This window comes from Rahnella sp. BIGb0603, assembly GCF_024808755.1.
In the GTDB taxonomy this organism is placed as follows: domain Bacteria; phylum Pseudomonadota; class Gammaproteobacteria; order Enterobacterales; family Enterobacteriaceae; genus Rahnella; species Rahnella contaminans.
The window spans coordinates 263317-284481 of sequence record NZ_JANUEX010000002.1 but is presented as its reverse complement, the minus strand read 5'-3'; the positions used below and the strand labels follow the sequence as shown (position 1 = coordinate 284481).

The following is a 21165-nucleotide window of genomic DNA, read 5'->3' as shown; positions in this document are numbered from 1 at the left end:
GCGTGCCCCAATTTGATGATTTTTCTGTTGATTCAGCTACACTCAGGAGACTAAGAACGCCGTAAGGCGTTTTTTATTTTCGGGATATTTCATAAGGATAAACAGAGATATGAAGAAGTCGATAGTCGCTGTAAGCGTCATTGTAGTCCTTGGCGCGGCCTGGACAGGCGTCTCGTGGTATACGGGTAAACTTATCGAACAACATCTGGATGAGCAGGTTGCTGCGGCTAACAGCCAGTTGCAAAGCGCTTATCCAAAAGCAGGTCTGAAAGTCAGCTATCAGGATTACCATCGCGGGCTGTTCAGCAGCAACTTGCGTCTTGTTTTGCAACCTGATGCCGCGGCTGCCGCGGCCGGTACCAGCGTGCTGAAAACCGGTGATGAAATTGCCTTTATCGAAACCATCGATCATGGCCCGTTCCCTGCCGCTCAGCTGAAGAAATTCAATCTGATCCCAAGCATGGCATCCGTGCATTCAGAGCTGCAAAACACCCCGACGCTGAAAGGTCTGTTTGACGTCACCAAAGGCAAATCGCTGATCACCGCGGACACGCGTTTGTCTTACAGCGGCGCCAGCGCTTCAGCGATTGATATCATTCCGGTGACTTACCAGAAAGATGAAAGTCAGCTGCAATTCTCCGGCGGTACAATCGATGTTGATGTTGATAAAGACCTGACAGCGATGAAACTGAAAGCCAGCACAGACAGCGCGGCGCTCACCTCTAAAAATCAGTGGGGCCAGCTTGAGAAAGTCACGCTGGCCGGTTTCAGCATGGACAGCGATACCCATCAGGGTAAATTCCAGGTAGGCGTGGGCGATCAGAATCTGACCGTGAAGCAAATTCTGGTGAACGTTGACGGTAAAGACGCAGGTTCTCTGGATAACTTCAAGCTGGTGAGCAAATTCGCTGAAAACGGCAATAACATCACCGGTCAGCAGGATTACACCATCGACGCTCTGAAAGTGCAGGGTCAGGATTTCGGTTCAGCAAAACTGTCCCTCAGACTGGATAAGCTGGATGGTGCGGCGCTGAAACAGTTTGCAGATAACTACAACCAGCAGTCGCGTGATTTGCTGATGAAACAGGGTGAACTGGATCCTGCGGCTTATCAGCAACAGGCAGCTGATTTACTGCTGGCGAACCTGCCATTACTGCTCAAGGGTAATCCGAGCATCAACATCGCTCCGCTGAGCTGGAAAAACAGCAAAGGCGAGAGCAGCTTTACCCTGCAACTGGATCTGAAAGACCCGGCTGCCACACCGGCACAAACGCAGGATCAAATGCTGTCGCAGCTGGTGAATAAAGTGGATGCCAAACTGACGATTCCTCTGCCAATGGCGACTCAGGTAACCACTCAGGTCGCGCAGCTCGAAGGCTATAACGCTGACGATGCCGCAAAACTGGCTCAGCAACAGGTTCAGGGTCTGGCCGCGATGGGTCAGATGTTCAAACTGACTACCGTGAAAGATGACACCATCACCAGCAGCTTCCATTACGCTGACAATCAGGTTGACCTGAATGGACAGAAAATGACGTTGCAGGAATTCGCCGGTCTGTTCGGTATTCTGGGCGGGCCAGCAGCGCCAGCACCAACGCCTGAACAGGAAGCCCCTGCTGCTCCAGCACAGTAGTCATCACAGATTGCCTTAACGGCTTTCTTGGCGGCTCTTGTCCTCACCGGGCGGGAGCCGTTTTTTTGTGGCATTAGCACAACCACCTGCCGAATATTTGAAATCGTTTTAGACCTTCCGCGCCAGCCAATATCACCACAAAGAGTGATATCATTCACACTATCAATTAGTTCTCGCAAGGATCTTCTGAAGTGTCTGACCCCGCTGACCTCCTCCGGCTGAACGATGTTTCGTTCACCCTCAATAATATTCCGCTCCTTGAGCCCGTTTCATTAACCCTGAATCCCGGTGAATTTACCCTCCTGACCGGCCCTTCCGGCAGCGGAAAAAGCACGCTGCTGAAAATCATCGCATCATTACAAAACCCGACCGGCGGCAACCTGTATTTTAAAGGCCAAGACATCAGCCGGATTAAACCTGAAACCTATCGCCAGCGTGTTTCCTACTGCTTCCAGACGCCGTCGCTGTTTGGCGAAACAGTCTACGACAACCTCGCGCTGCCTTACCAGATCCGCAATAAAAAGGTCGATGAAACACAGCTGCGCGCCTGGCTGACCAAAGTAAACCTGGCAGAGGATATGCTGACGAAACGGGTTCAGGAGTTATCCGGCGGTGAGAAACAGCGCGTCGCCCTGCTGCGTAATTTGCAGTTTATGCCCGATGTGCTGCTGCTCGATGAAATCACCAGTGCGCTGGACGAGGAAAATAAGGTCAATATTAATGACATTATTGCCAGCCTGGTCGCCGAAAAACAGCTGGCCGTGTTGTGGGTCAGCCATGACCTGAACGAAATTCGTCACGCCAAACACGTCATTACCCTGACCCGCCACACGCAAGGAAGTCCGGCTCATGAATCAGCATAATATTACCGATCAGTCACTGGCTCTGGCGTTGATTCTGGTAGTCGTCGCCCTGCTGGTCAGCAAGAAAGAAAAACTCGGGCTGGAAAAAGACATCATCTGGAGCGTGGCGCGCGCCATTGTTCAGCTGGTGGTGGTCGGCTATGTCCTGAAATATATTTTTGATATCAATAACAGCTTGTTAACCGTGCTCATGGTGCTTTTTATCTGCGTCAATGCGGCGCTGAATGCGAAGAAACGCAGCAAGAATATCGATAACGGTTTTGTAATTTCGTTTATCGCCATAACAGTCGGCACGGCGCTGACGTTAACGATTCTGATCCTCAGCGGATCAATTGAATTCCTGCCAATGCAGGTGATCCCCATTTCAGGGATGATTGCAGGGAATGCGATGGTGGCAGTCGGTTTGTGCTACAGCAACCTGAATCAGCGCTTTATCGACAACCAGCAGAAAATCCTCGAAATGCTGAGCCTTGGCGCGCCGACAAAAATGGCCTCCGGAAAGATTATCCGTGACAGCATTCGTGCGGCGATGATCCCGACAATTGATGCCGCAAAAACCGTGGGGATCGTGAGTCTGCCGGGCATGATGTCTGGCCTGATTTTTGCGGGGATCGACCCGGTGAAAGCGATTAAATATCAGATTATGGTGACATTTATGCTGCTGGCGACCGCCAGTTTATCGACAATTATTGCCGGTTATCTGGCGTATCAGCGCTTCTACAATGACCGCGCGCAGTTGCGCTCATTGAAATCTTCATAGCTCTCAAAGCGCCTGCCCGCGGATCCGCGGCGGGCGCACGTGACTTGCGGCTACAGATCCGACAGCACCTGACGAAGATTAATTTCTCCCGACGCTTCATCATCCAGATCCAGAACCCTTTCCAGTTCGTTCAGATGTTCCTGCATCAGCTGCACGGCCAGTGCATTATCCCCCCTTTCCAGCGCCTCAATAATCGCCTGATGCTCATCGCACTGGCACGAAGACACGTCGGCGCGCTGATACAACGCCACAATCAGGGAACTGCGCACCATCAGGTTCGCGAGGATTTCACTCAGCACGCTATTGCCCGAGATTTCCCCGAGGATCAGATGAAACTCGCTCAGCTCACGCACAATCACGCGACGATCTTCGGATTTCGCCGCTTCCCGCTCGCTGTCCAGATGCGTCTGAATACGCTGGCGATGCTGACGGATACAGTCCGGGTTAATCCCTTCCACTATCGCGCGTTCAATCGCACGGCGGGCAATGAACACTTCACGGGCCTCTTTCGCCGTCGGCTGTGACACCATCGCCCCGCGGTTAGGTTCAATGGTGACGATGCGCTGCATAGACAGGCGCTGTAGCGCAACCTGCACATGATTACGGTTAGCGCTGAGAGCCTCAACCAGCTGCGACTCTACCAGGCGTGTGCCGGGACGCAGACGTTGCTGTGCGATAGCCTTCGATAAAACGTCGACAATGCGCTGAACTTCCAGCTGCTTGGCGGTTGTAATTTGATTACTCATGGAATGCTAAATAGCCTCTTTATGGCAGTTTTCGTGCAAACTATCACCGGCCGTAAACTTTCGTCATTAGCAAATGAAGTCTGGCCGTGAATAATGCACAAGTCCGCAACAAAACGGCACGTATTATTCATCATAATTATCATTCCCGCACGCATTCCCTAAATTCTTACATGATCAATACGAATCCGGATTCAGGCTGACGAATCAGCGCAGGCTCCCCGCGATGACAGGGAGTGCGGGTCTTTGAAATAAATCTGTTGCTGGATGTGATGAAACGAGGGGAATTACGGCATGGCTCCTGTCTCTGGTTGTGCAATTTGCCCGAACATAAATTTTACCGGCAATTCCGCAACCTGATGAATAAGCGCCAGCAACGGTTCGCAGGGATGTGCATTATCCAGGCCGCGCAGGGTTCGTAAAAAGGTCAGCGCGGTTTCGGGCGTCGGGAATTTATCCTGCTGGGTGAAATACAAATAAAGCGCCAGCACCGCCACCGAACGGCTGCGCCCGCCACGACAGTGAATCAGCACATTTGCCGCGCGGTGTGGCGGATAACTGCGTTTACCGGGGCTGGCCTGTCCCAGTAAACCGTCCAGCGCCAGCACGCCTGCAAGCAGGTGATTTACCGTATTGCCCGCCCCGTCAATCAGCCCGATTTGAGTTCGCCGCAGCCAGGTGCCATCCGGCAGCGCCAGATCACCGAGCTGGAGATTAACGGCCATATTGAGCGCCGAAGTAATGTTGTGCTGGTGTAACAGATAAGCATCCTGTGCCGCCAGGCCATTTCCGAGGTATAACCAGCGGTGGCTTTGTCCGGTAACCGGAACGAGTTTAATGAGTAGCGGTCGGCTGTCTTCTTCTTGTTCAGCGTGTTTACGCGTTTGCCGGGGATCAGTCATTATCATCTTCCTGATATCAGTGAGTTCCGAAACGGTAACACATTCGAAAGCCGCAAACTTTTGCCTGTTTAGCACTTTACCGACTTCCTTAATTCATACCCTCCACGGCAGCACACCTTCCGGCAAACGTCGGGCAAACACCGACGCCAGTAACATCAGCATCAGCACCACACCAATCATCAGGCAACCTGTAGCCGCCGCAAGCGTCGAAGAGCCGCCCTCGTCGAGAAACACAATCATCGGGCCAAGCGTTTGAGTGCCGGACGTCACCAGCAGAACCGACACCTGAATTTCATTAAGCGCCGTCAGGACCACCAGAATCGTCCCTGCCATTGCTGAAGGTGCCGCCAGCGGCATCAGGATATCGCGCATCCGCCGCAGGAAACCGGCACCAAAGATTTGTGCGGCCTCATCCAGAGAACGTTCTATCTGCGCAAAGCCCGCCATCGTGGGCCGCAGAACCAGCGCCATAAAGTTGGAAAGATAGGCCGCGAGAATAATCCACACCGTGCCATACAGGCTGACGTGGATCAGCGGCAGGGGTTTAAGGAAAAACAGAATGGCGGCAATACCCGTGACAATCCCCGGTAACGCATAAGCCAGCTCCGTGGATAACTGTAAAACACGCACCAGCCGCGTGCGCTGCCAGCTGAGAAAATAAGCCAGAAACAGCGAGGCGACGGTCAGGATCACCGCCGTAAGCAGCGTCAGCCCCAGACTGGTGAAAAAGGCCTGGCGGATAGCCGGATACCCGAACAGCGCATTGGCATAATTAGTCAGCGTCAGGCTGCTAAACGTCAGCGCCTGCCCGAATCCCTGCGTCAGTGATGTTGTCAGAAGCGCGGAAAGCGGCAATAACAGGGTCAGGATCATCCAGAGCCAGACGATAATCTCTACCAGTAAACGCCAGCGCCCGAGTGAATGATGTAAAGATCGTGGCGTACCGGTCACACGCACATCCTGACGCCCGCCCAGCCACCGGCTGATCATCAGACCGCCCAGCGTAATCGTGGCAATCAGCAAAGACAGCACCGCCATATCCGCCAGCGCCGATGCACCAAGGGTATTGAGTTGCTGATAAACCAGCGTGATCAATGTGGGAACGCGCCCCGGAATGCCCAGCATCGCCTGAATACCGAAATTACCCGCCGCCGTAACAAACGACAGCGCCGCACCGGCAAAAATCGCCGGACGTACCAGTGGCAAAATGATCGTAAACAGAACCCGCCACGGTTGCGCCCCGCCTGCCCGCGCAGCTTCAACCAGATCGGCGGGCAAACGACGCAGCCCCGCGCGCACCATCAGAAAAACCAGCGGCGCATTGTGCAAACCCAGTAAAAGAAGGATGCCGCTCATCGAATATAACGGCGAAGGGGAACCCGGCGGCAGGCTCAGTCCGAAGAACTGCAAGACCGGGCTGGACGGCGAAAGCGCCTGAACCCACGCCAGCGCCGTCACCTGCGGCGGAATCATCAGCGGCAGGATGAACGTGAAAACCCATGCCTGCTTGCCGCGTAAATTGGTTAACGCGATAAGCAGCGCCGCCACGGTGCCGAGCAACATCGCCAGCAACGTGGAGACAACGGCAATCGTCAGCGTATTCAGCGTGGCGGTCAGCACCCGTCGCGTTCCCAGCAGATGGCTCAACCGCGAGAAATCCGGGATACCCTGCGGTGCCACCGCCGCCCACACCAGTCGCGCCAGCGGTGCTACAGACAAAATGCCAATCAGCAGCGTCAGCCCCCAGAGAACCGCCTTTTCGCTGCCCGGCCAGTAACGCTTGTGCGCTGCCACCGTGCGGCGCTGAATTTCACTCATCACGCTCATCTGCCTTTCCCTTCAGCCATCAGCCGCCGAAGATTTCTGTGAATTTCGCACGTACCTGCTTATCGTCAGCCACGGCTTTGTCAGAATCGAGCGTCAGCAGTTTGATGGAACCCACCGGCGCAAACCCTTCAGGTGCCGGCACGCTGGCATCAATCGGACGGTTACCCTGTTTTGCCACCAGTTGCTGTCCCTGCGGCGAGAGCATGAAATTCACAAACGCTTTGGCTGCCGGCACGTTATGCGCCCCGGCGAGGATGGCTACCGGCTCTGTCACAAATGACGCGCCTTCTTTCGGATACACCAGATCAATCGGGGAGCCTTGTTTCTTTGCACGAATAATATCGGCATCCGTGATCACACCGTATTTCGCCATGCCGCTGGCAACGGCTTTCAGCGCCGGGCCATTTCCACCTTCCGGCGTAATCCCGTTTGCCGCCAGTTTCTGATAAAACGCCCAGCCAATATCCGGCGTGTTAATGGCCGTGTGCAGGTGATAAAGCGCAGCCCCGGAATACAACGGGCTTGGCACCGCCACCTGGCCTTTATTCTGTGCGTCGGTCAGCGCCATCCAGCTGCCGACCGGTTTGGCATTTTTCGTGTTGTAAGCAATGACCGTGGCGATGATTTTTGTGCCGAACCAGGTTTTATCTTTATCGTAAAAATCCGGGCTGATATTACTGACCGGCGCATCAGGATACGCCATCAGCTTGCCGTCTTTTTTCAGCGCACCCAGATTGATGGAATCTGCCACCAGCAGCACATCGGCTTTCACATCTCCGGCCATCATTTCCGTCTGCAACACATTCATCAGCTGCGTGGTGCCGTTACGCGTCCATTCCACCTGAACGTCGGGATATGCCGCTTTAAAGGCATCGACTGTCTGTTGTGCGATTTCCGGTGCCTGAGAGGTATAAATCACCAGTTTGCCCGACGCCGTTTCTGCCGCATTGGCAGAAGTGAACAGCACGGTAGCCAGTGACAGCGTGCAAAAACTCAATCTGATGGTATTAGAAATGTGCATAGCCCTGTCCTTTTGAGAATCAATAGTTTTAAGAATGAGTGAATTGAGAAGGGATCATTGAGGAAGTACCCAGCCGTCCGTGATGATAAAAGTGACGTTGTCACCCGGCTGAACCTCTTTTTTAGAATGAATGGATAATCGGAGTTCCGGCGCGGCATATGGCGTGATGTCTGTCTGGCAGTAGCCGCCGCGATAAATCTGCCGGGAAACCCGTGCGGCAATCCCCGCTTCGCCCGGTTCGGCAAAACGTAAATCCGCCGCGTGAACACATGCCTGCGCTTTTGCCACGGAAGGCTGTGAAACCGCCGTACACAATCTGACGCAGGTGCCAAAAATCGCTACCCGCGCATGTCCGTTGCCGTCCGGCTGAACATCCGTCACCGGAATGACGCGCCCCTCATCGATAAACGTGGCGACCATTTCATTGGCCGGTTCCCGGTACAAAATCTGTGGCGTGGCAAACTGCATCACGCGCCCTTCGTTCATCACCACCACGCGGTCCGCCAGCGACATCGCCTCCTGCTGGTCATGAGTGATATACAGCAGCGTCGCGCCGGTGTGCTGATGAAAACGGCTGAACTCTTCTTCCATCGCCGCCCGCAGGTGTACATCCAGGTTTGCCAGCGGTTCATCGAGCAGCACTACGCCCGGGCGTGTAACCAGACAACGTGCCAGCGCAACACGCTGCCGCTGACCTCCCGATAAATCCGATGGCCGCCGTGTCGCAAATTCGCGTAACCCGACCAGCGTCAGCGCCTCTTGTGTGCGTACGCGCCGTTCATTACGATCCATTCCCACGACTTTCAGGCTGTACGCCACGTTTTCTTCCACCGACATATGCGGCCACAACGCGTAATTCTGAAACACAATTCCCAGCTCACGTTTCTCCGGCTGCACATGCACATCTGGCGATGAAAACAGACGGTCGCCAACGGTGATCGTGCCGCTGTTGACCGGCTCGAACCCCGCCACGGTACGCAGGAGTGTAGTTTTTCCGCAACCCGAGGGGCCCAGCACGGCCACAAACTCCCCCGGCCGGATATGCAGGGAGACATCGTTAAGCACCGGTTGTGTGGCGAAGGATTTACTCAGGTGGGAAATCTGGATGGCAGACATGCGTCGGTGTTTTCCTCAAAGCGGCGATGGCCTGTTCAATGAGAAAACAAATTACTGCGGATTTGTGACTGTTTTATGAACGGGTTGAGAAGGTTTGGTTTGTCTTATGTTTCAGTGATTTATTTCTTGCGAGACATCGCGGAGGAAAAGATCGCCCTTCTGAATTCCCTGCAAATACCCGACAGGATGCGCGGGTGCGATGGCACAACGCGTCGGGTGCGGGAAAGTATGTGAACCCCGTTCCCGTTTAAAAATAATCATAAATGATTACTTCCACTTTGCACAAAACGTAATCATACTCCACCGCAAGGAACGCCATTGTGTACGACGTGACGGTATTACCCGCTGCCATGAAGGAGCTTCGCAAGTTGCCTCCCACGCTGAGTGCCAGCATTGCTGATGCTTTGAAGGAGCTGGAGATCTACGGTGCCGCGTTACAGGATCCGCAGGTCCGGTATGTCGGAAATGGAATACGGGAAGTCCGGGTAACCAGTCTGGAGGGCCTGGGCAGAGCGTTTTATTTTTTTATGCAGGGTCGCCGCATTTATGTCGTGCATATCCTGCATAAGAAAACGGCTAAAACGCCGCTTCAGGATTTAGAACTGGCATTACAACGTATGAAAAATATTAAAAAGGATGAATATGAAAGATTACGATGAAAACAAACTCATTCCCCTCAGCGCAGTTATGGAGGAGATGATGCAGGATCCTGAATTCGCCGCAGCGTATGAGGCCATTCAGGTACACAAAAAAATGGTCGCCGAACTCAAGGCAGCGCGGCTGGCGGAATCCCTGACGCAGGAGGATATCGCGCGGCGCACCGGCATAAAAAAACAAAATATCAGCCGGTTTGAAAACGGTGCCGCATCCCCGACGCTTAATACCGTCAGTCGTTACGCGGTCGCGCTTGGCGGCACTTTTGAATTCAAAAAACTGCACGGCTAGCCTTCAGCGGGTCCGGACAAAAGTCTGTCAGTTAACCGCCTGATTTTGCGCCCCGTACGCCGCGATAAATTCCCCCGCTATCGCCACTGCGATTTCAGCGGGGAGTTTACCCCGCACATCCGGCAGGCCGACCGGGCAACGCATTCTCATCAGTTGCTCGCCGGAAATCCCCTTGCCGGATAAACGATAATCAAAGCGTTTACGCTTCGTCTCAGAACCAATCAGTCCGAAGTAGCGGAAATCACCGCGTTTCAGAATCTTTTCGCTGAGGGCAAAATCCAGCTGATGATCGTGGGTCAAAACCATGAAGTAACTGCCCGCGGGCATTTGCGCCACGGTGCCTTCCGGCTCGTCATCCACCACACAGGTAATCTGCGGGTCAACGTGAACAGGAAATTCACTGGCACGCGCATCCACCCAGGTTATCCGGCACGGTAACGTACTGAGTATGTTCACCAGCGCGCGGCCGACGTGTCCGGCGCCATACACCACCACATGCGGCTGAGGTTGCCCGAGGGGTTCCAGCAAAACGGACGCCATCCCCCCGCAGCATTGACCGAGCCGTGCGCCTAACGAGAAACGCTCTAACCGGCTGGTTTTCGCGCCCTGTTGCAGCATTTCACGGGCAATGGCAGTGACCTGAAACTCCAGATTTCCGCCGCCCAGGGTATAAAACTGGTCACCGGCGGTGATCAGCATTTTACTGCCCGCATCACGCGGCGTTGAACCTTGCTGATCGACCAGCGTCGCCACCACGCAAGGCTCGCCGCGCTGCCGTAGGTCATGTAAACGGGTTATCCAGTCATCGGTACGCATAAAAACCTCCGTTAACCGTTCGCTTTTTCGGTTATTTCGCTGAGGGGTGTTTCACAGCCGTCCCTTGTGACAACGTCACCGTAAAATCTCAGCTGATTAATGCCGTTCAGCACCCTTTCCGGCGTGGCAGGTGCATCGATATGCGGATGAACGCGGTAATCCGCGAGACTGGAAACCGCGTCTTTAATCGCGCACCAGACAGATATTCCGTGCATAAACGGTGGTTCACCCACGGCTTTGGAATGGAAAACCGTGTCTTCCGGGTTCTTTCGGTTTTCCACCAGATGAACGCGCAAATCCTGCGGGATATTACCAATGGCCGGGATTTTGTACGCCGCCGGGCCACTGGTCATCAGCCGCCCTTTGTCGTTCCATACCAGTTCTTCGGTCGTCAGCCAGCCCATGCCCTGAACAAATCCGCCTTCCACCTGGCCGATGTCTATCGCCGGATTCAGCGAATCGCCAACGTCATGCAGAATATCGGCGCGCAGCAGTTTGTATTCGCCGGTCAGCGTATCAACCAGCACCTCGGCGCAGGCCGCACCATACGAGAAATAATAGAAAGGATGCCCGGCTGCCTTGCTGCGGTCATAGAAAATCTTCGGCGTTTTGTAATAGCCGGTGCTGGAAAGCGGCACCTGATTGAGCCAGCACTGGGTGGCGACCTGCTCAAAGCTGAAATACTGGTTTTTGACCCGCACCAGGCCGTTGCTAAACTCCACGTCGCTTTCTGCCGCGTCGTGAACACGCATCAGCATTTCCACCATGCGCGCTTTAATGATTTCGGCTGCATTCTGCGCCGCTTTACCGTTAAGGTCTGCGCCGGAAGAGGCGGCCGTTGGCGAGGTATTCGGCACTTTTCCGGTGTCCGTAGCCGTAATCTGAATGCGGCTGATATCCACCTGAAAAACTTCGGCGACCACCTGTGCCACTTTGGTATTGAGCCCCTGTCCCATTTCCGTGCCGCCGTGGTTGAGCTGAATGCTGCCGTCGGTGTAAACCAGCACCAGAGCCCCCGCCTGATTGAGAAAACTGGCGGTAAAGGAGATGCCGAATTTCACCGGCGTCAGCGCCAGCCCCTTTTTAAGATACGGATTGTTTTGATTGAAAAGAGTGACAGCGTCACGCCTTGCGGCATATTCCGCGCTTTCTTCCAGCTGGCGGGTCATCTCCTCAAGCAGATTCTGACCGACCGGCTGGTGGTAATGTGTGACGTTACGGGTTTCCTGGCCGTAGTAATTGTTTTTGCGCACGGTCAGCGGATCCCTCCCCAGTTCGCGGGCGATGTGATCGACAATATGCTCGATGGCCAGAATTCCCTGTGGCCCGCCAAAACCGCGGTATGCAGTATTAGACGCCATATTGGTTTTACAGCGGTAACCGGTTATTAGGGCGTCGCCGAGGTAATAGGCGTTATCGGAATGGAACATCGCCCGGTCAACAATAGAACCGGAGAGATCCAGCGAATACCCGCAGTTGGCCGCCAGCTTCAGGTCGATACCGTGAATGATGCCGTCATCCGTAAACCCGACGTCGTAGCTGACGTGAAACGGATGTCGTTTGCCGGTGATCAGCATGTCGTCCTGCCGCGCCAGACGCATTTTCGCCGGGCGTCCGGTAAGGTGTGCCGCCAGCGCGGCCAGACAGGCCGTGCCTGCCGCCTGCGTTTCCTTACCTCCAAAACCGCCGCCCATGCGACGCATATCGACCACCACTTTGTGCATCGGTAAATCCAGCACCGAGGCCACCAGTTTCTGGACTTCGGTCGGATGCTGCGTCGAGCTGTAAACCAGCATCGCGCCGTCTTCGCCCGGCATCACCGACGCAATCTGCGTTTCCAGATAAAAATGCTCCTGCCCGCCAATCTCCAGCTCGCCCTGCAGGCGGTGCGGCGCACAGGCCAGCGCCATTCCGGCATCGCCGCGTTTATGCTGATGCGGTTCTTCCACGTAATGCTCAAGTGCCAGAGCCTGTTTGATGGTCAGCACGGCGTCACGGGGCTGATAATCCACTTTCGCCAGCGCAACGGCGGCGCGGGCGGCTTCCGGAGAAGTCGCGGCGACCACCAGCACAATCTGCCCGACGTATTCCACCACGCCCTGCGCCATCAGCGGGTCGCCGTGGGTCAGCGGCGCAATATCAGGATTACCCGGCACATCTTCCGCCGTCATCACCCGCACCACGCCCGGCACGCTGTAACAAGGTCCGGTATCGATATGCAGAATGTCGGCGTGCGCGTGCGGGCTGAGCAGCGGCACCAGATGCAGCTGACGCGGAAACTCCAGCCGGTCATCGGTGTACACCGCTTCTCCGCTGACGTGTTTATCCGCGCTTTCGTGTTTCTGGCTTTTGCCCACGCCGCTTTGAAGTCCGGCACGGAACAACTGTTCCATCTCCTGCCGGGAAAGTGACGGTTTGGTTTCAGACATAATGAGTTACCCGCATCAGCGTTTCAGGAGAAGTCAGTTCGATATGGCAGCGGCGCAGCAGGTTTTTGGCGACCTGCATGCGGTATTCGCGGCTGGCGCGGAAATCAGTGATCGGTGTGAAATCCTTCTCCAGTGCCTGACATGCGTGCTCAAGGGTGGCGGTTTGCCACGGTTGCCCGAGCAGTTGCGCTTCACAATGGGTAGCGCGTTTCGCCACTTCCGCCATGCCGCCGAACGCGATGCGTGCATGCACCACCACGCCGTCGCGGACTTCAATCTGTAGCGCGGCGCACACCGCTGAAATGTCGTCCTCGAGCCGTTTCGACACTTTGTATACCCGCAACTGCCGAGCCTCAGACGTCACGCGCGGGATGCGGATTTGCTCAATAAATTCGCCCGGCTGTAACGCCGTTTTGCGATAGCCGAGGAAGAATTCGTCCAGCGGTAATTCGCGTTGTGCCGCGCCGCAACGCAACAGTAATGACGCCCCCAGCGCCAGCAGAACCGGGCCGCCGTCGCCAATCGGTGAGCCGTTGGCGATATTGCCGCCAAATGTGCCCTGATTACGGATTTGCTGTGAAGCAAAGCGTTCAAGCAATTCGCCGAATTCGGGGAATTCATCGTGTAAGACCGGCATACAGTCGCTCAGCGGTGCCGCAGCGCCAATGTGAATAGCCTGACCGGTCAGCGTAATCATTTTGAGTTCAGGAATATGACTCAGTGAAATCAGTTTCGGCAGACGCTGATAGCGCTGGGTCACTTCCAGCGCCAGATCGGTGCCGCCCGCCACCAGACGTGCATCCGGTTCAGCAAGATAACGTGCGGCCAGTTCATCCATGCTCACCGGCTGGTCAGTGGCAGAAATTGCCCTTAGCTTTTCAAGCGTCTGCTGTGCATCAGCATCAAACTGATCAGGCTGCGGCGCATCACAAATGGCTTTCGCCGCATCCATGATCGGACGATAACCGGTGCAGCGGCAGAGATTGCCGGAAAGCGCGTGCTGAGTATGCTCCACGCTGAAAGCCTGCTGCTGTTTTTCCAGCGCAAACAGCGACATCACAAACCCCGGCGTGCAGAAACCGCACTGCGAGGCGTGGTTATCCGCCATCGCTTGCTGCACGTGATGCAGTTCGCCACGATGTTTGAGATCTTCCACGGTGATCAGCTGTTTGCCATGTATCGCAGGCATAAACGTCAGGCAGGCGTTGACCGTGGTGTATTTCAGCCTGTCGCCCTCTTTTTCGGCCAGCACGACGGTGCAGGCGCCGCAGTCACCGGAGGCGCAGCCTTCTTTGGTACCGCAGCGCCCGGCATCGAGGCGCAGATACTGGAGAACCGTGGTATCGTCCGGCAGATTTTCCGTCTGGATCCTGCCGTTCATCAGAAACTGGATCATGATCATATCCTTCAAAAATCACTGGTTCGCTCTCTACCCTGCGAAGGGGGAGGAGCAAAGGCTTTACAGCCATTCAGAATCAGTGTCGTCACTTCACCAATAATGTGCTCGCGCGCCTGTGTATCGCCCCCGAAATTGCCGTACATATGTTTCACCTGCACGGCGAAATCGGCGTAATACTGCGTCAGCGCCCAGATGTGCATGATGAACAGACGCGCATCCAGCGGGCGGATTTTGCCCTCAACAATCCACTGATGGATCAGGTTTTCTTTTCCGACGATGTTCTGTGTCGCCTGCGGCCAGTACTTCTGCAAATAATGGCCACCGCTCAGCACTTCGCTGGTGAAAATGCGCGAGAGTTCCGGCTGGTCGAACGAAAAACTCAGCTTGTTGCGGATGTAGCGGCTCAGCACGGCTTCAGGTTCACTGAGCGTCGGGTCGAACTGAATGATGTCGCCCCAGACTTTCAGCACTTTCTGCAAGAGTTCTTCGTACAGCTCCTCTTTTCCGGCGATGTAATAATGCAGCTGGGCTTTTTTGATCCCCGCGCGCTGAGCAATGGCCTGAGTCGTCGCGCCCTGAAAGCCTTTTTCGCTAAATTCAGCAATGGCGGCGGCGTGGATATTCTCCAGTGTTCGTTCACGTGCGACGCGGACTTTGCCGCCGGTTTCATTGTTCATCATGCTGAACGTTCCCCCTGCAAAGCATCGCGCGCATAGACCTGTTCGCCATCGACATACGTGCTGTAAACATTGCGGTCGTCGCCCAGCGTCATCAGCACAAACAGCTTTTCGGCAAGCGTATTGCTGTTGGTCGCACGCAGTTTTTGCAGCGCGCTGACCCCCGGCTCGAGCACCACGAAATCGGCTTCTTTTCCTGCGTCAAAATTGCCGATTTTGTCATCGAGATGCAGCGCCCGCGCGCCGCCCAGCGTGGCGTGGTAAAAAGCTTCGAAAGCCGATAACCGGTAACGTTGCAGCTGGCCGACTTTGTAAGCTTCGAGCAACGTTTGCAGCATGTTGAAAGTGGTGCCTGCGCCAACGTCGGTGCCCATCCCCACGCGGATCTGCTTCTGCCAGGTTTTTTGCAGGTTGAACAAACCGCTGCCGAGAAACAGGTTGGACGTCGGGCAAAACGCAATCGTCGAATCCGTTTCGCTCAGACAGTCCCATTCGCTGTCATCAAGATGCAGGCAATGCGCAAACACGCAGCGCTCGCCGGTCAGACCGTGCTGATGATAAACGTCGAGATAATGCTGATGTTCCGGGTGCATTTCTTTTACCCAGGAGAGTTCCGCCACGTTTTCGCTGAGATGGGTGTGCATATACACGTCCGGGAATTCCAGCTTCAGCAGACGGACTTTTTGCAGCAGTTCAGGCGAGGATGTCGGCGCAAAACGCGGCGTCAGCGCGTAGCTCAGGCGCTGACGGTTATGCCAGCGCGCAATCAGTGCGCGCGTATCGGCTTCACTTTGCTCCGGGGTTTCCAGCAGTGCGTCGGGGGCGTTTTTGTCCATCATCACTTTGCCTGCCACCAGCCGCATGTTGATGTCAGACGCTTCTTTGAACAGCGCATCAACGGACTGCGGATGCACGGTTCCAAACACCAGCGCCGTGGTGGTGCCGTTGAGTAAAAGCTGGTTGATGAAGAATTTCGACATGCGCTTTGCGTAATCCGCGCAGTGATATTGTTGTTCTGTCGGAAAGGTATAGCGCGTCAGCCATTCGAGCAGTTGCTCGCCGTACGCGCCGATCATTTCGGTTTGCGGGTAGTGAATATGGGTATCGACAAAACCGGGAACGATCAGTTTGTCGCGGTAATCATCAATTTCCAGCCCGGCGGTTTTTCGCACGCCAGCGAGCTTTGCTTCGCCCTCCAGCCATTCCCCGAGCCAGACGATATGGCCGCCGCTCAGCAGCATCAGGCCGTCTTCGATATAACGTACGCTGGCTTCAAGTTCTTCCGGCCCGGAGACCGGCTGGCGGATATCAAAGAAGTTTCCGCGTACCGCGCGGGTGATAACCTGACTCATGGCATAGTCCTTCTGTGCAACATTCTTATTGATGATTAATAACAGAACGTTTGCAAAGCTTATGCCAAATCTGACCAACCGGTCAGACCGTCTGGTTCTTTTTCTGTGCGTCAGCCAAAACTACTTCAGCAACACCTCATATTGCGGATTGAATTCATCAAAGATCGGCAACGCAGCCGCGCCCAGCGCCGGGGTATCGCTGCCGGACATCCCGATGCGGATCCGCGCACTTTGCGCATACCGGCTGCGCACTGAGCTGTAGAGCGGCGTCAGGCGCCTGATCAGCTTCTCCACCAGCGGTTTCGGCATCGTGCCGCCGATAATCACGCTCTGCGCATCAAACACGCATTCCATAATATTGATAGCCTGAAGCGCCGGTTCGACCGCAGTATCCAGCCATTTATCAAACAAGGCCTCATCGACATTCAGCAAATCTTCCGGCATGGCGGACATCGGATCCAGCCCGCAGGCTTCGTACGCAGCTTGCAAAGAAACGTAGCGTTCGAGGCATCCTTTGTTGCCGCAATAGCATTCGCGACCGCCCGGTTGCACCACAATGTGGCCGACCTCGCCCGCATTATGTGCATGACCGGTGTAAATCCGCCCGTCGGTGAAGATCCCCGCGCCGAGGCCGGTGCCGATATAGAGATACACAAACGAGGAAAGCTGCTTGGCAATGCCGTGAAAACGCTCGCCGATGGCCGCCACCGTCGCATCGTTTTCAAGCGTGACCGGCCAGCCGGTAGACGCACTCAACCGCGCTTCAATATCCACATTATCCCAGCCGTGCAGCGTGGTCGGCCCCTGCGAAGAAATGCCCTCAACGCCAAACGGCCCCGGCATCACCACGCCGACGCCCAGCATTTTGCGCCAGTCGATTTTCACCTGTTGGCGCATTTCTTGCAGTATCTGATCAATCAGGGCCAGCGTGGGCTCAGGCTGAGGTTTCTGTATGTGGATCTGGTGGCGAAAACGCACCGAGCCCGTGAGATCCACCAGCACAATCAGCAGCGACTGATGATCAAGATGGATGCCGATGGAATAGGCGCTGTCAGGATTGAGTGTCAGTGGCGTTGCCGGTTGACCACGTCCGCCCGCACGACGCGGCAGATGGGAAGAGAGTATGCCCGCCTGTTCGAGTTCGGTCGCAATATTGGAAACCGTCTGCGGCGTGAGCGACGTCAGCCGGGCAATTTCCGCGCGGGTCAGCTCACCGTTGAGGCGAATGGCTTCGATGACGACCCGGCGATTGTGCGCGCGGGCATGTTCAAGATTGGTACCAGAAGTTGTTATCACGGCCTTGTACCCAAAGGGGAAACCTGTGGGCAGTATGCGGAGAGTGATTACAGCAATCAAATTGATTTTATAAATATTAGAATATGAATATGACGATGCCATCACAGCTTTCAATGTTATTGGTATGTTAATAATAATCGTCAGTCACTATTCAGTTTGCACCGTTTATAGAATTCGTTTTAAGCCTCAGGTAGCAAGTATCAATCCGGCAGGGATGCAGGGGTTGCCGTCATCAACGGTCATCCCATTTTTTTTAGTCCATTAAAGCAATCAAATTGATTTAATAAACTTAACCCTGTTTCGGAGAATGACGATGAGCCTACGACTTACCCCTGCGGCCACCCTGTGCGCCCTATCTGCCCTCACCCTGGGATATTCGGTGAATGCACTGGCTGAAACCACGCTCAGTGCCGTGTTTATGACTCAGGCGGCGTACAGCGAAGCCGATATCCGCGCCATGACCGCGGACTTCACCAAACAACACCCTGACATCAAAGTGAATCTGGAATTTGTCCCGTACGAAGCGCTGCACGACAAAATCGTGGCCGCCCGCGGCGCCGGTGACAAAGGTTATGACGTGGTGCTGTTTGATGCGATCTGGCCAGCCGAATTCAACAAATACGGCCTGTTGCAGGATGTCACGGCGCGTATTCCCGCAGACGAAAGCAGCAAGATTTTTGACGGCGCGATTTCTACCGTGACCTACAAAGATAAACGCTGGGGCATGCCGTGGATCCTCGACACCAAATATCTGTATTACAACAAAGCGATGCTGGCAAAAGCCGGGATCACCACCCCGCCTGCGACCTGGGCTGACGTGGAGAAACAGTCTGAGATCCTGAAAGAAAAAGGCATCGTTAAATTCCCGCTGGTCTGGAGCTGGTCACAATCCGAAGCCTTGCTCTGTGACTACACCACGCTGGTTTCGGCGTTCAAAGGCGATTTCTACAAAGACGGTAAGCTGAACTTCACCAATACCGGCGCGATGAAAGCCATCAACTACATGAAAGAGACGCTGGATAAAGGGCTGACCAACCCGAACTCCCGCGAATATCTGGAAGAGGACGTGCGTAAGTCGTTTTCCAACGGCGACGCGGCCTTCGCGCTGAACTGGACCTACATGTACAACATGGCCAACGACCCGAAACAGAGCAAAGTCGCGGGTGACGTCGGTGTGATCCCGGCACCGGGCGAAACCGCAGGTGAGGCGTCCGGCGTGAACGGTTCGATGGGTTTGGGCATCGCCAAAGCCAGTGCGCATCCGGATCAGGCGTGGGAATACATCAGCTACATGACCTCCCAACCGGTACAGAACAAATACGCCAAACTGAGCCTGCCAATCTGGAAATCCTCTTATGACGACCCGGCGGTGCAGAAAGATCAGGAAGCCCTGATTGCGGCGGCAAAAGTCTCGTTGAATGTGATGCTTTCGCGCCCGGTGACGGCAGATTACTCACGCTTGTCGAACATTTTGCAGCAAAACATTCAGGCGGTATTGCAGGGTAAAACCCCGGCGAAAGATGGTATGGAAGCCGCAACCACAGCCGCTGACCGTTTACGTTAAGTTTTTTTAAAGCCAACACAATGCCCCGGATACTGCGGTATGCGGGGCAAACCAACACCACGGAAAATTATGCTGACTTTACCGCAACGAGAACGTCGACAGGCCTGGTTGCTCCTTGCGCCCATGTTGTTAATGATGTTTCTGCTGACCGCCTGGCCACTGGCCCGCACGCTGTGGCTCAGTTTCACCGACGCTGGCCTGATTGGCGACGGTTCTGCGCCCAACTGGGTCGGCAGCGACAATTTTATTTATGCTCTGACCGATCCGGATTTTCGCGCCGCACTGTGGCGGACGCTCTATTTCACCGTAGTTTCGGTGAGTTTCGAAGGCTTCATCGGCGTGCTGGTGGCGCTGCTGCTGAACCAGAAATTCCGGGGGCGCAGTGCGTTACGCGTGCTGGTGATCTTGCCCTGGGCGCTGCCGACGATTGTTAACGCCACAATGTGGCGGCTGAACTTTAATCCGGACTACGGCAGCATCAACGCCCTGCTTTCCCAGCTTGGCCTTATCGACACCTACCGCAGCTGGCTCGGCGACCCGTCGTCTGCCATTAACGCCGTGATGTTTGCCGATATCTGGAAGAACTATCCGCTGATCACCCTGCTGGTGCTGGCGGCGCTGCAAACCATTCCTGAGGATTTGTTTGAAGCCGCGCGGCTCGACGGCGCGTCGGCGTTCCTGCGCTTTCGTAAAATCACCTTACCGGCGATTGCGGCTCCGCTGGCAGTGGCGCTGATTTTGCGCACCATCGACGCGTTTAAAGTCTTCGACATCATCTACGTGATGACCCGCGGCGGCCCGCTCGACAGCACCAAAACCGTCAGCTTCTTTGTCTATCAGGAATCTTTCAGCTATCTGCGGGCGGGCAGCGGTGCCGCTTACGCTATTTTCATGACGCTGATTTGCGCCCTGTTAATTCTGGTTTATATGGTCATGCTGCTGCGCCAGCGCCGTTCGGGGAATGCAGAATGAAACAGAAAATCCGGCTCGTTTTACGTTATCTCGCCGCGCTGGTTCTGGCCCTATCCATACTCGCGCCGCTGTTGTGGATGTTCCTGATGAGCGTCAGTTCAGCGGAAGATCTGACCCGCATTCCGCTGGAATGGCTGCCGCGCCACTGGGATTTCAGCCGTTATGCCAGCCTGCTGACGTTGCATGCAGGAACACCAGGCGCGTTGTTCCTGCACGCGCTCGGCAACAGTTTGCTGGTGGCCTGCGGCGCAACGGTGATTTCCCTGCTGCTGGCGATCCCGGCGGCGTACAGCTTCTCACGCTACCCAGGCCGCGACGGCTGGCTGTTTGGCAGCCTGGCAATCTATATGGTGCCGCCGGTGGCCTTCGTGCTGCCGCTGTATTTCATTCTGGAAAAGCTGACCCTGCTGAACACGCATATCGGGCTGATTCTGGTGTATTGCTCGATGATTTTGCCGTTCCTGACCTGGATGCTGAAAAACCAGTTCGACGCACTGCCGGTGGATATCGAACAGGCTTCACGCCTCGACGGATTGCGGTACTGGCAGGTATTGCTGCGCATCACGTTGCCGCTGGCGAAACCGGCGCTCGGCGCTTCGGCGATGTTCGGCTGGCTGCTGGCCTGGGATGAATTTTTCTACGCCCTGCTGTTTACCAACAATATCAACGCCCAGACATTGCCGGTGACTATCGCCGGATTCACCGCCGGGCGCGCCACCGATGACGGGCTGATTGCCGCCGTCGGCATTCTTGCGGCCATTCCGCCGCTCTTTATTGCGCTCTGGCTGCAAAAAACGCTGGTCAGCGGGTTAACCGCCGGCGGCAGCAAAGGCTGAATATGAACATCAGG

Annotated in this window: 19 protein-coding genes; 8 read left to right on the top strand and 11 right to left on the bottom strand. The window is 55.2% G+C overall.

Annotation, left to right across the window (positions count from 1 at the left end; all coding sequences use genetic code 11):
• The first annotated feature begins 109 nt into the window (after positions 1-109).
• The 3 genes from M2403_RS06440 (at position 110) to fetB (ending at position 3256) form a co-directional block, all read left to right on the top strand.
• Positions 110-1633: a YdgA family protein gene (locus M2403_RS06440; protein WP_259228774.1), complete on the top strand. Its 1524-nt coding sequence runs from the start codon at positions 110-112 to the stop codon at positions 1631-1633.
• A 191-nt stretch (positions 1634-1824) separates the two neighbouring features.
• A complete protein-coding gene (gene fetA / locus M2403_RS06435; protein WP_259228773.1) occupies positions 1825-2496 on the top strand; it encodes an iron efflux ABC transporter ATP-binding subunit FetA in 672 nt (223 codons plus the stop codon).
• Complete coding sequence (gene fetB, locus M2403_RS06430; protein WP_152326232.1) at positions 2483-3256, top strand: iron efflux ABC transporter permease subunit FetB; 774 nt, start codon at positions 2483-2485, stop codon at positions 3254-3256. The genes fetA and fetB overlap by 14 nt, the downstream gene beginning before the upstream one ends.
• 50 nt (positions 3257-3306) lie before the next feature.
• On the opposite strand, the gene M2403_RS06425 is transcribed toward fetB, so the two are convergent.
• From M2403_RS06425 to M2403_RS06405, 5 genes are all read right to left on the bottom strand, one after another.
• On the bottom strand, positions 3307-4002 hold the full coding sequence (locus M2403_RS06425) for a GntR family transcriptional regulator (protein ID WP_259228772.1): 696 nt from the start codon (positions 4000-4002) through the stop codon (positions 3307-3309).
• A 284-nt stretch (positions 4003-4286) separates the two neighbouring features.
• Positions 4287-4901 (bottom strand): dual specificity protein phosphatase, encoded by a 615-nt coding sequence (locus M2403_RS06420; protein ID WP_259228771.1) that lies wholly within the window; start codon positions 4899-4901, stop codon positions 4287-4289.
• Positions 4902-4994: 93 nt separating this feature from the next.
• Positions 4995-6728, bottom strand: a complete 1734-nt coding sequence (locus tag M2403_RS06415) for an iron ABC transporter permease (protein ID WP_259228770.1) — start codon at positions 6726-6728, stop codon at positions 4995-4997.
• Positions 6729-6747: 19 nt separating this feature from the next.
• Positions 6748-7749 (bottom strand): ABC transporter substrate-binding protein, encoded by a 1002-nt coding sequence (locus M2403_RS06410; RefSeq protein WP_259228769.1) that lies wholly within the window; start codon positions 7747-7749, stop codon positions 6748-6750.
• A gap of 54 nt (positions 7750-7803) precedes the next feature.
• A complete protein-coding gene (locus tag M2403_RS06405) occupies positions 7804-8865 on the bottom strand; it encodes an ABC transporter ATP-binding protein (RefSeq protein WP_259228768.1) in 1062 nt (353 codons plus the stop codon).
• A 320-nt stretch (positions 8866-9185) separates the two neighbouring features.
• On the opposite strand from M2403_RS06405, the gene M2403_RS06400 reads away from it, so the two are divergent.
• Together M2403_RS06400 and M2403_RS06395 are read left to right on the top strand one after the other, a co-directional pair.
• Positions 9186-9524: a type II toxin-antitoxin system RelE/ParE family toxin gene (locus M2403_RS06400; RefSeq protein ID WP_255562213.1), complete on the top strand. Its 339-nt coding sequence runs from the start codon at positions 9186-9188 to the stop codon at positions 9522-9524.
• Positions 9508-9810 carry a helix-turn-helix transcriptional regulator gene (locus M2403_RS06395; RefSeq protein WP_259228767.1) on the top strand — a complete coding sequence of 101 codons (303 nt, stop codon included), beginning with the start codon at positions 9508-9510 and terminating at the stop codon, positions 9808-9810. The genes M2403_RS06400 and M2403_RS06395 overlap by 17 nt, the downstream gene beginning before the upstream one ends.
• 27 nt (positions 9811-9837) lie before the next feature.
• Here M2403_RS06395 and xdhC read toward each other — a convergent pair whose 3' ends face one another.
• The 6 genes from xdhC to M2403_RS06365 form a co-directional block, all read right to left on the bottom strand.
• Positions 9838-10626, bottom strand: a complete 789-nt coding sequence (gene xdhC, locus M2403_RS06390) for a xanthine dehydrogenase accessory protein XdhC (protein ID WP_208951144.1) — start codon at positions 10624-10626, stop codon at positions 9838-9840.
• An 11-nt stretch (positions 10627-10637) separates the two neighbouring features.
• On the bottom strand, positions 10638-13055 hold the full coding sequence (gene xdhB, locus M2403_RS06385) for a xanthine dehydrogenase molybdopterin binding subunit (RefSeq protein WP_259228766.1): 2418 nt from the start codon (positions 13053-13055) through the stop codon (positions 10638-10640).
• Positions 13048-14451: a xanthine dehydrogenase small subunit gene (gene xdhA / locus M2403_RS06380; protein WP_259228765.1), complete on the bottom strand. Its 1404-nt coding sequence runs from the start codon at positions 14449-14451 to the stop codon at positions 13048-13050. Before xdhA ends, xdhB begins: the two co-directional genes overlap by 8 nt.
• 11 nt (positions 14452-14462) lie before the next feature.
• Positions 14463-15134, bottom strand: a complete 672-nt coding sequence (locus M2403_RS06375; protein WP_259228764.1) for a TetR family transcriptional regulator C-terminal domain-containing protein — start codon at positions 15132-15134, stop codon at positions 14463-14465.
• Complete coding sequence (gene guaD / locus M2403_RS06370) at positions 15131-16483, bottom strand: guanine deaminase (protein WP_259228763.1); 1353 nt, start codon at positions 16481-16483, stop codon at positions 15131-15133. Before guaD ends, M2403_RS06375 begins: the two co-directional genes overlap by 4 nt.
• Before the next feature lie 120 nt (positions 16484-16603).
• Positions 16604-17776, bottom strand: a complete 1173-nt coding sequence (locus M2403_RS06365) for an ROK family transcriptional regulator (RefSeq protein WP_193333141.1) — start codon at positions 17774-17776, stop codon at positions 16604-16606.
• Positions 17777-18092: 316 nt separating this feature from the next.
• Between M2403_RS06365 and M2403_RS06360 the strand changes: the two genes are divergently transcribed.
• From M2403_RS06360 to M2403_RS06350, 3 genes are all read left to right on the top strand, one after another.
• Positions 18093-19343 carry an extracellular solute-binding protein gene (locus M2403_RS06360; RefSeq protein ID WP_259228762.1) on the top strand — a complete coding sequence of 417 codons (1251 nt, stop codon included), beginning with the start codon at positions 18093-18095 and terminating at the stop codon, positions 19341-19343.
• A 69-nt stretch (positions 19344-19412) separates the two neighbouring features.
• A complete protein-coding gene (locus M2403_RS06355; protein ID WP_259228761.1) occupies positions 19413-20315 on the top strand; it encodes a carbohydrate ABC transporter permease in 903 nt (300 codons plus the stop codon).
• The gene (locus tag M2403_RS06350) at positions 20312-21151 is read left to right on the top strand and encodes a carbohydrate ABC transporter permease (protein WP_259228760.1); all 840 of its coding nucleotides are present in this window, start codon (positions 20312-20314) and stop codon (positions 21149-21151) included. The genes M2403_RS06355 and M2403_RS06350 overlap by 4 nt, the downstream gene beginning before the upstream one ends.
• Positions 21152-21165: the final 14 nt, after the last annotated feature.

Coding starts and splice junctions, on each gene's coding strand:
- xdhA (WP_259228765.1), bottom strand. CDS start 14,451: ATGATCCAGTTTCTGATGAACGGCAGGATCCAGACGGAAAATCTGCCG.
- M2403_RS06425 (WP_259228772.1), bottom strand. CDS start 4,002: ATGAGTAATCAAATTACAACCGCCAAGCAGCTGGAAGTTCAGCGCATT.
- M2403_RS06350 (WP_259228760.1), top strand. CDS start 20,312: ATGAAACAGAAAATCCGGCTCGTTTTACGTTATCTCGCCGCGCTGGTT.
- M2403_RS06395 (WP_259228767.1), top strand. CDS start 9,508: ATGAAAGATTACGATGAAAACAAACTCATTCCCCTCAGCGCAGTTATG.
- M2403_RS06415 (WP_259228770.1), bottom strand. CDS start 6,728: ATGAGCGTGATGAGTGAAATTCAGCGCCGCACGGTGGCAGCGCACAAG.
- M2403_RS06410 (WP_259228769.1), bottom strand. CDS start 7,749: ATGCACATTTCTAATACCATCAGATTGAGTTTTTGCACGCTGTCACTG.
- M2403_RS06360 (WP_259228762.1), top strand. CDS start 18,093: ATGAGCCTACGACTTACCCCTGCGGCCACCCTGTGCGCCCTATCTGCC.
- M2403_RS06440 (WP_259228774.1), top strand. CDS start 110: ATGAAGAAGTCGATAGTCGCTGTAAGCGTCATTGTAGTCCTTGGCGCG.
- xdhC (WP_208951144.1), bottom strand. CDS start 10,626: ATGCGTACCGATGACTGGATAACCCGTTTACATGACCTACGGCAGCGC.
- fetB (WP_152326232.1), top strand. CDS start 2,483: ATGAATCAGCATAATATTACCGATCAGTCACTGGCTCTGGCGTTGATT.
- M2403_RS06375 (WP_259228764.1), bottom strand. CDS start 15,134: ATGATGAACAATGAAACCGGCGGCAAAGTCCGCGTCGCACGTGAACGA.
- M2403_RS06420 (WP_259228771.1), bottom strand. CDS start 4,901: ATGACTGATCCCCGGCAAACGCGTAAACACGCTGAACAAGAAGAAGAC.
- M2403_RS06405 (WP_259228768.1), bottom strand. CDS start 8,865: ATGTCTGCCATCCAGATTTCCCACCTGAGTAAATCCTTCGCCACACAA.
- guaD (WP_259228763.1), bottom strand. CDS start 16,483: ATGAGTCAGGTTATCACCCGCGCGGTACGCGGAAACTTCTTTGATATC.
- M2403_RS06355 (WP_259228761.1), top strand. CDS start 19,413: ATGCTGACTTTACCGCAACGAGAACGTCGACAGGCCTGGTTGCTCCTT.
- xdhB (WP_259228766.1), bottom strand. CDS start 13,055: ATGTCTGAAACCAAACCGTCACTTTCCCGGCAGGAGATGGAACAGTTG.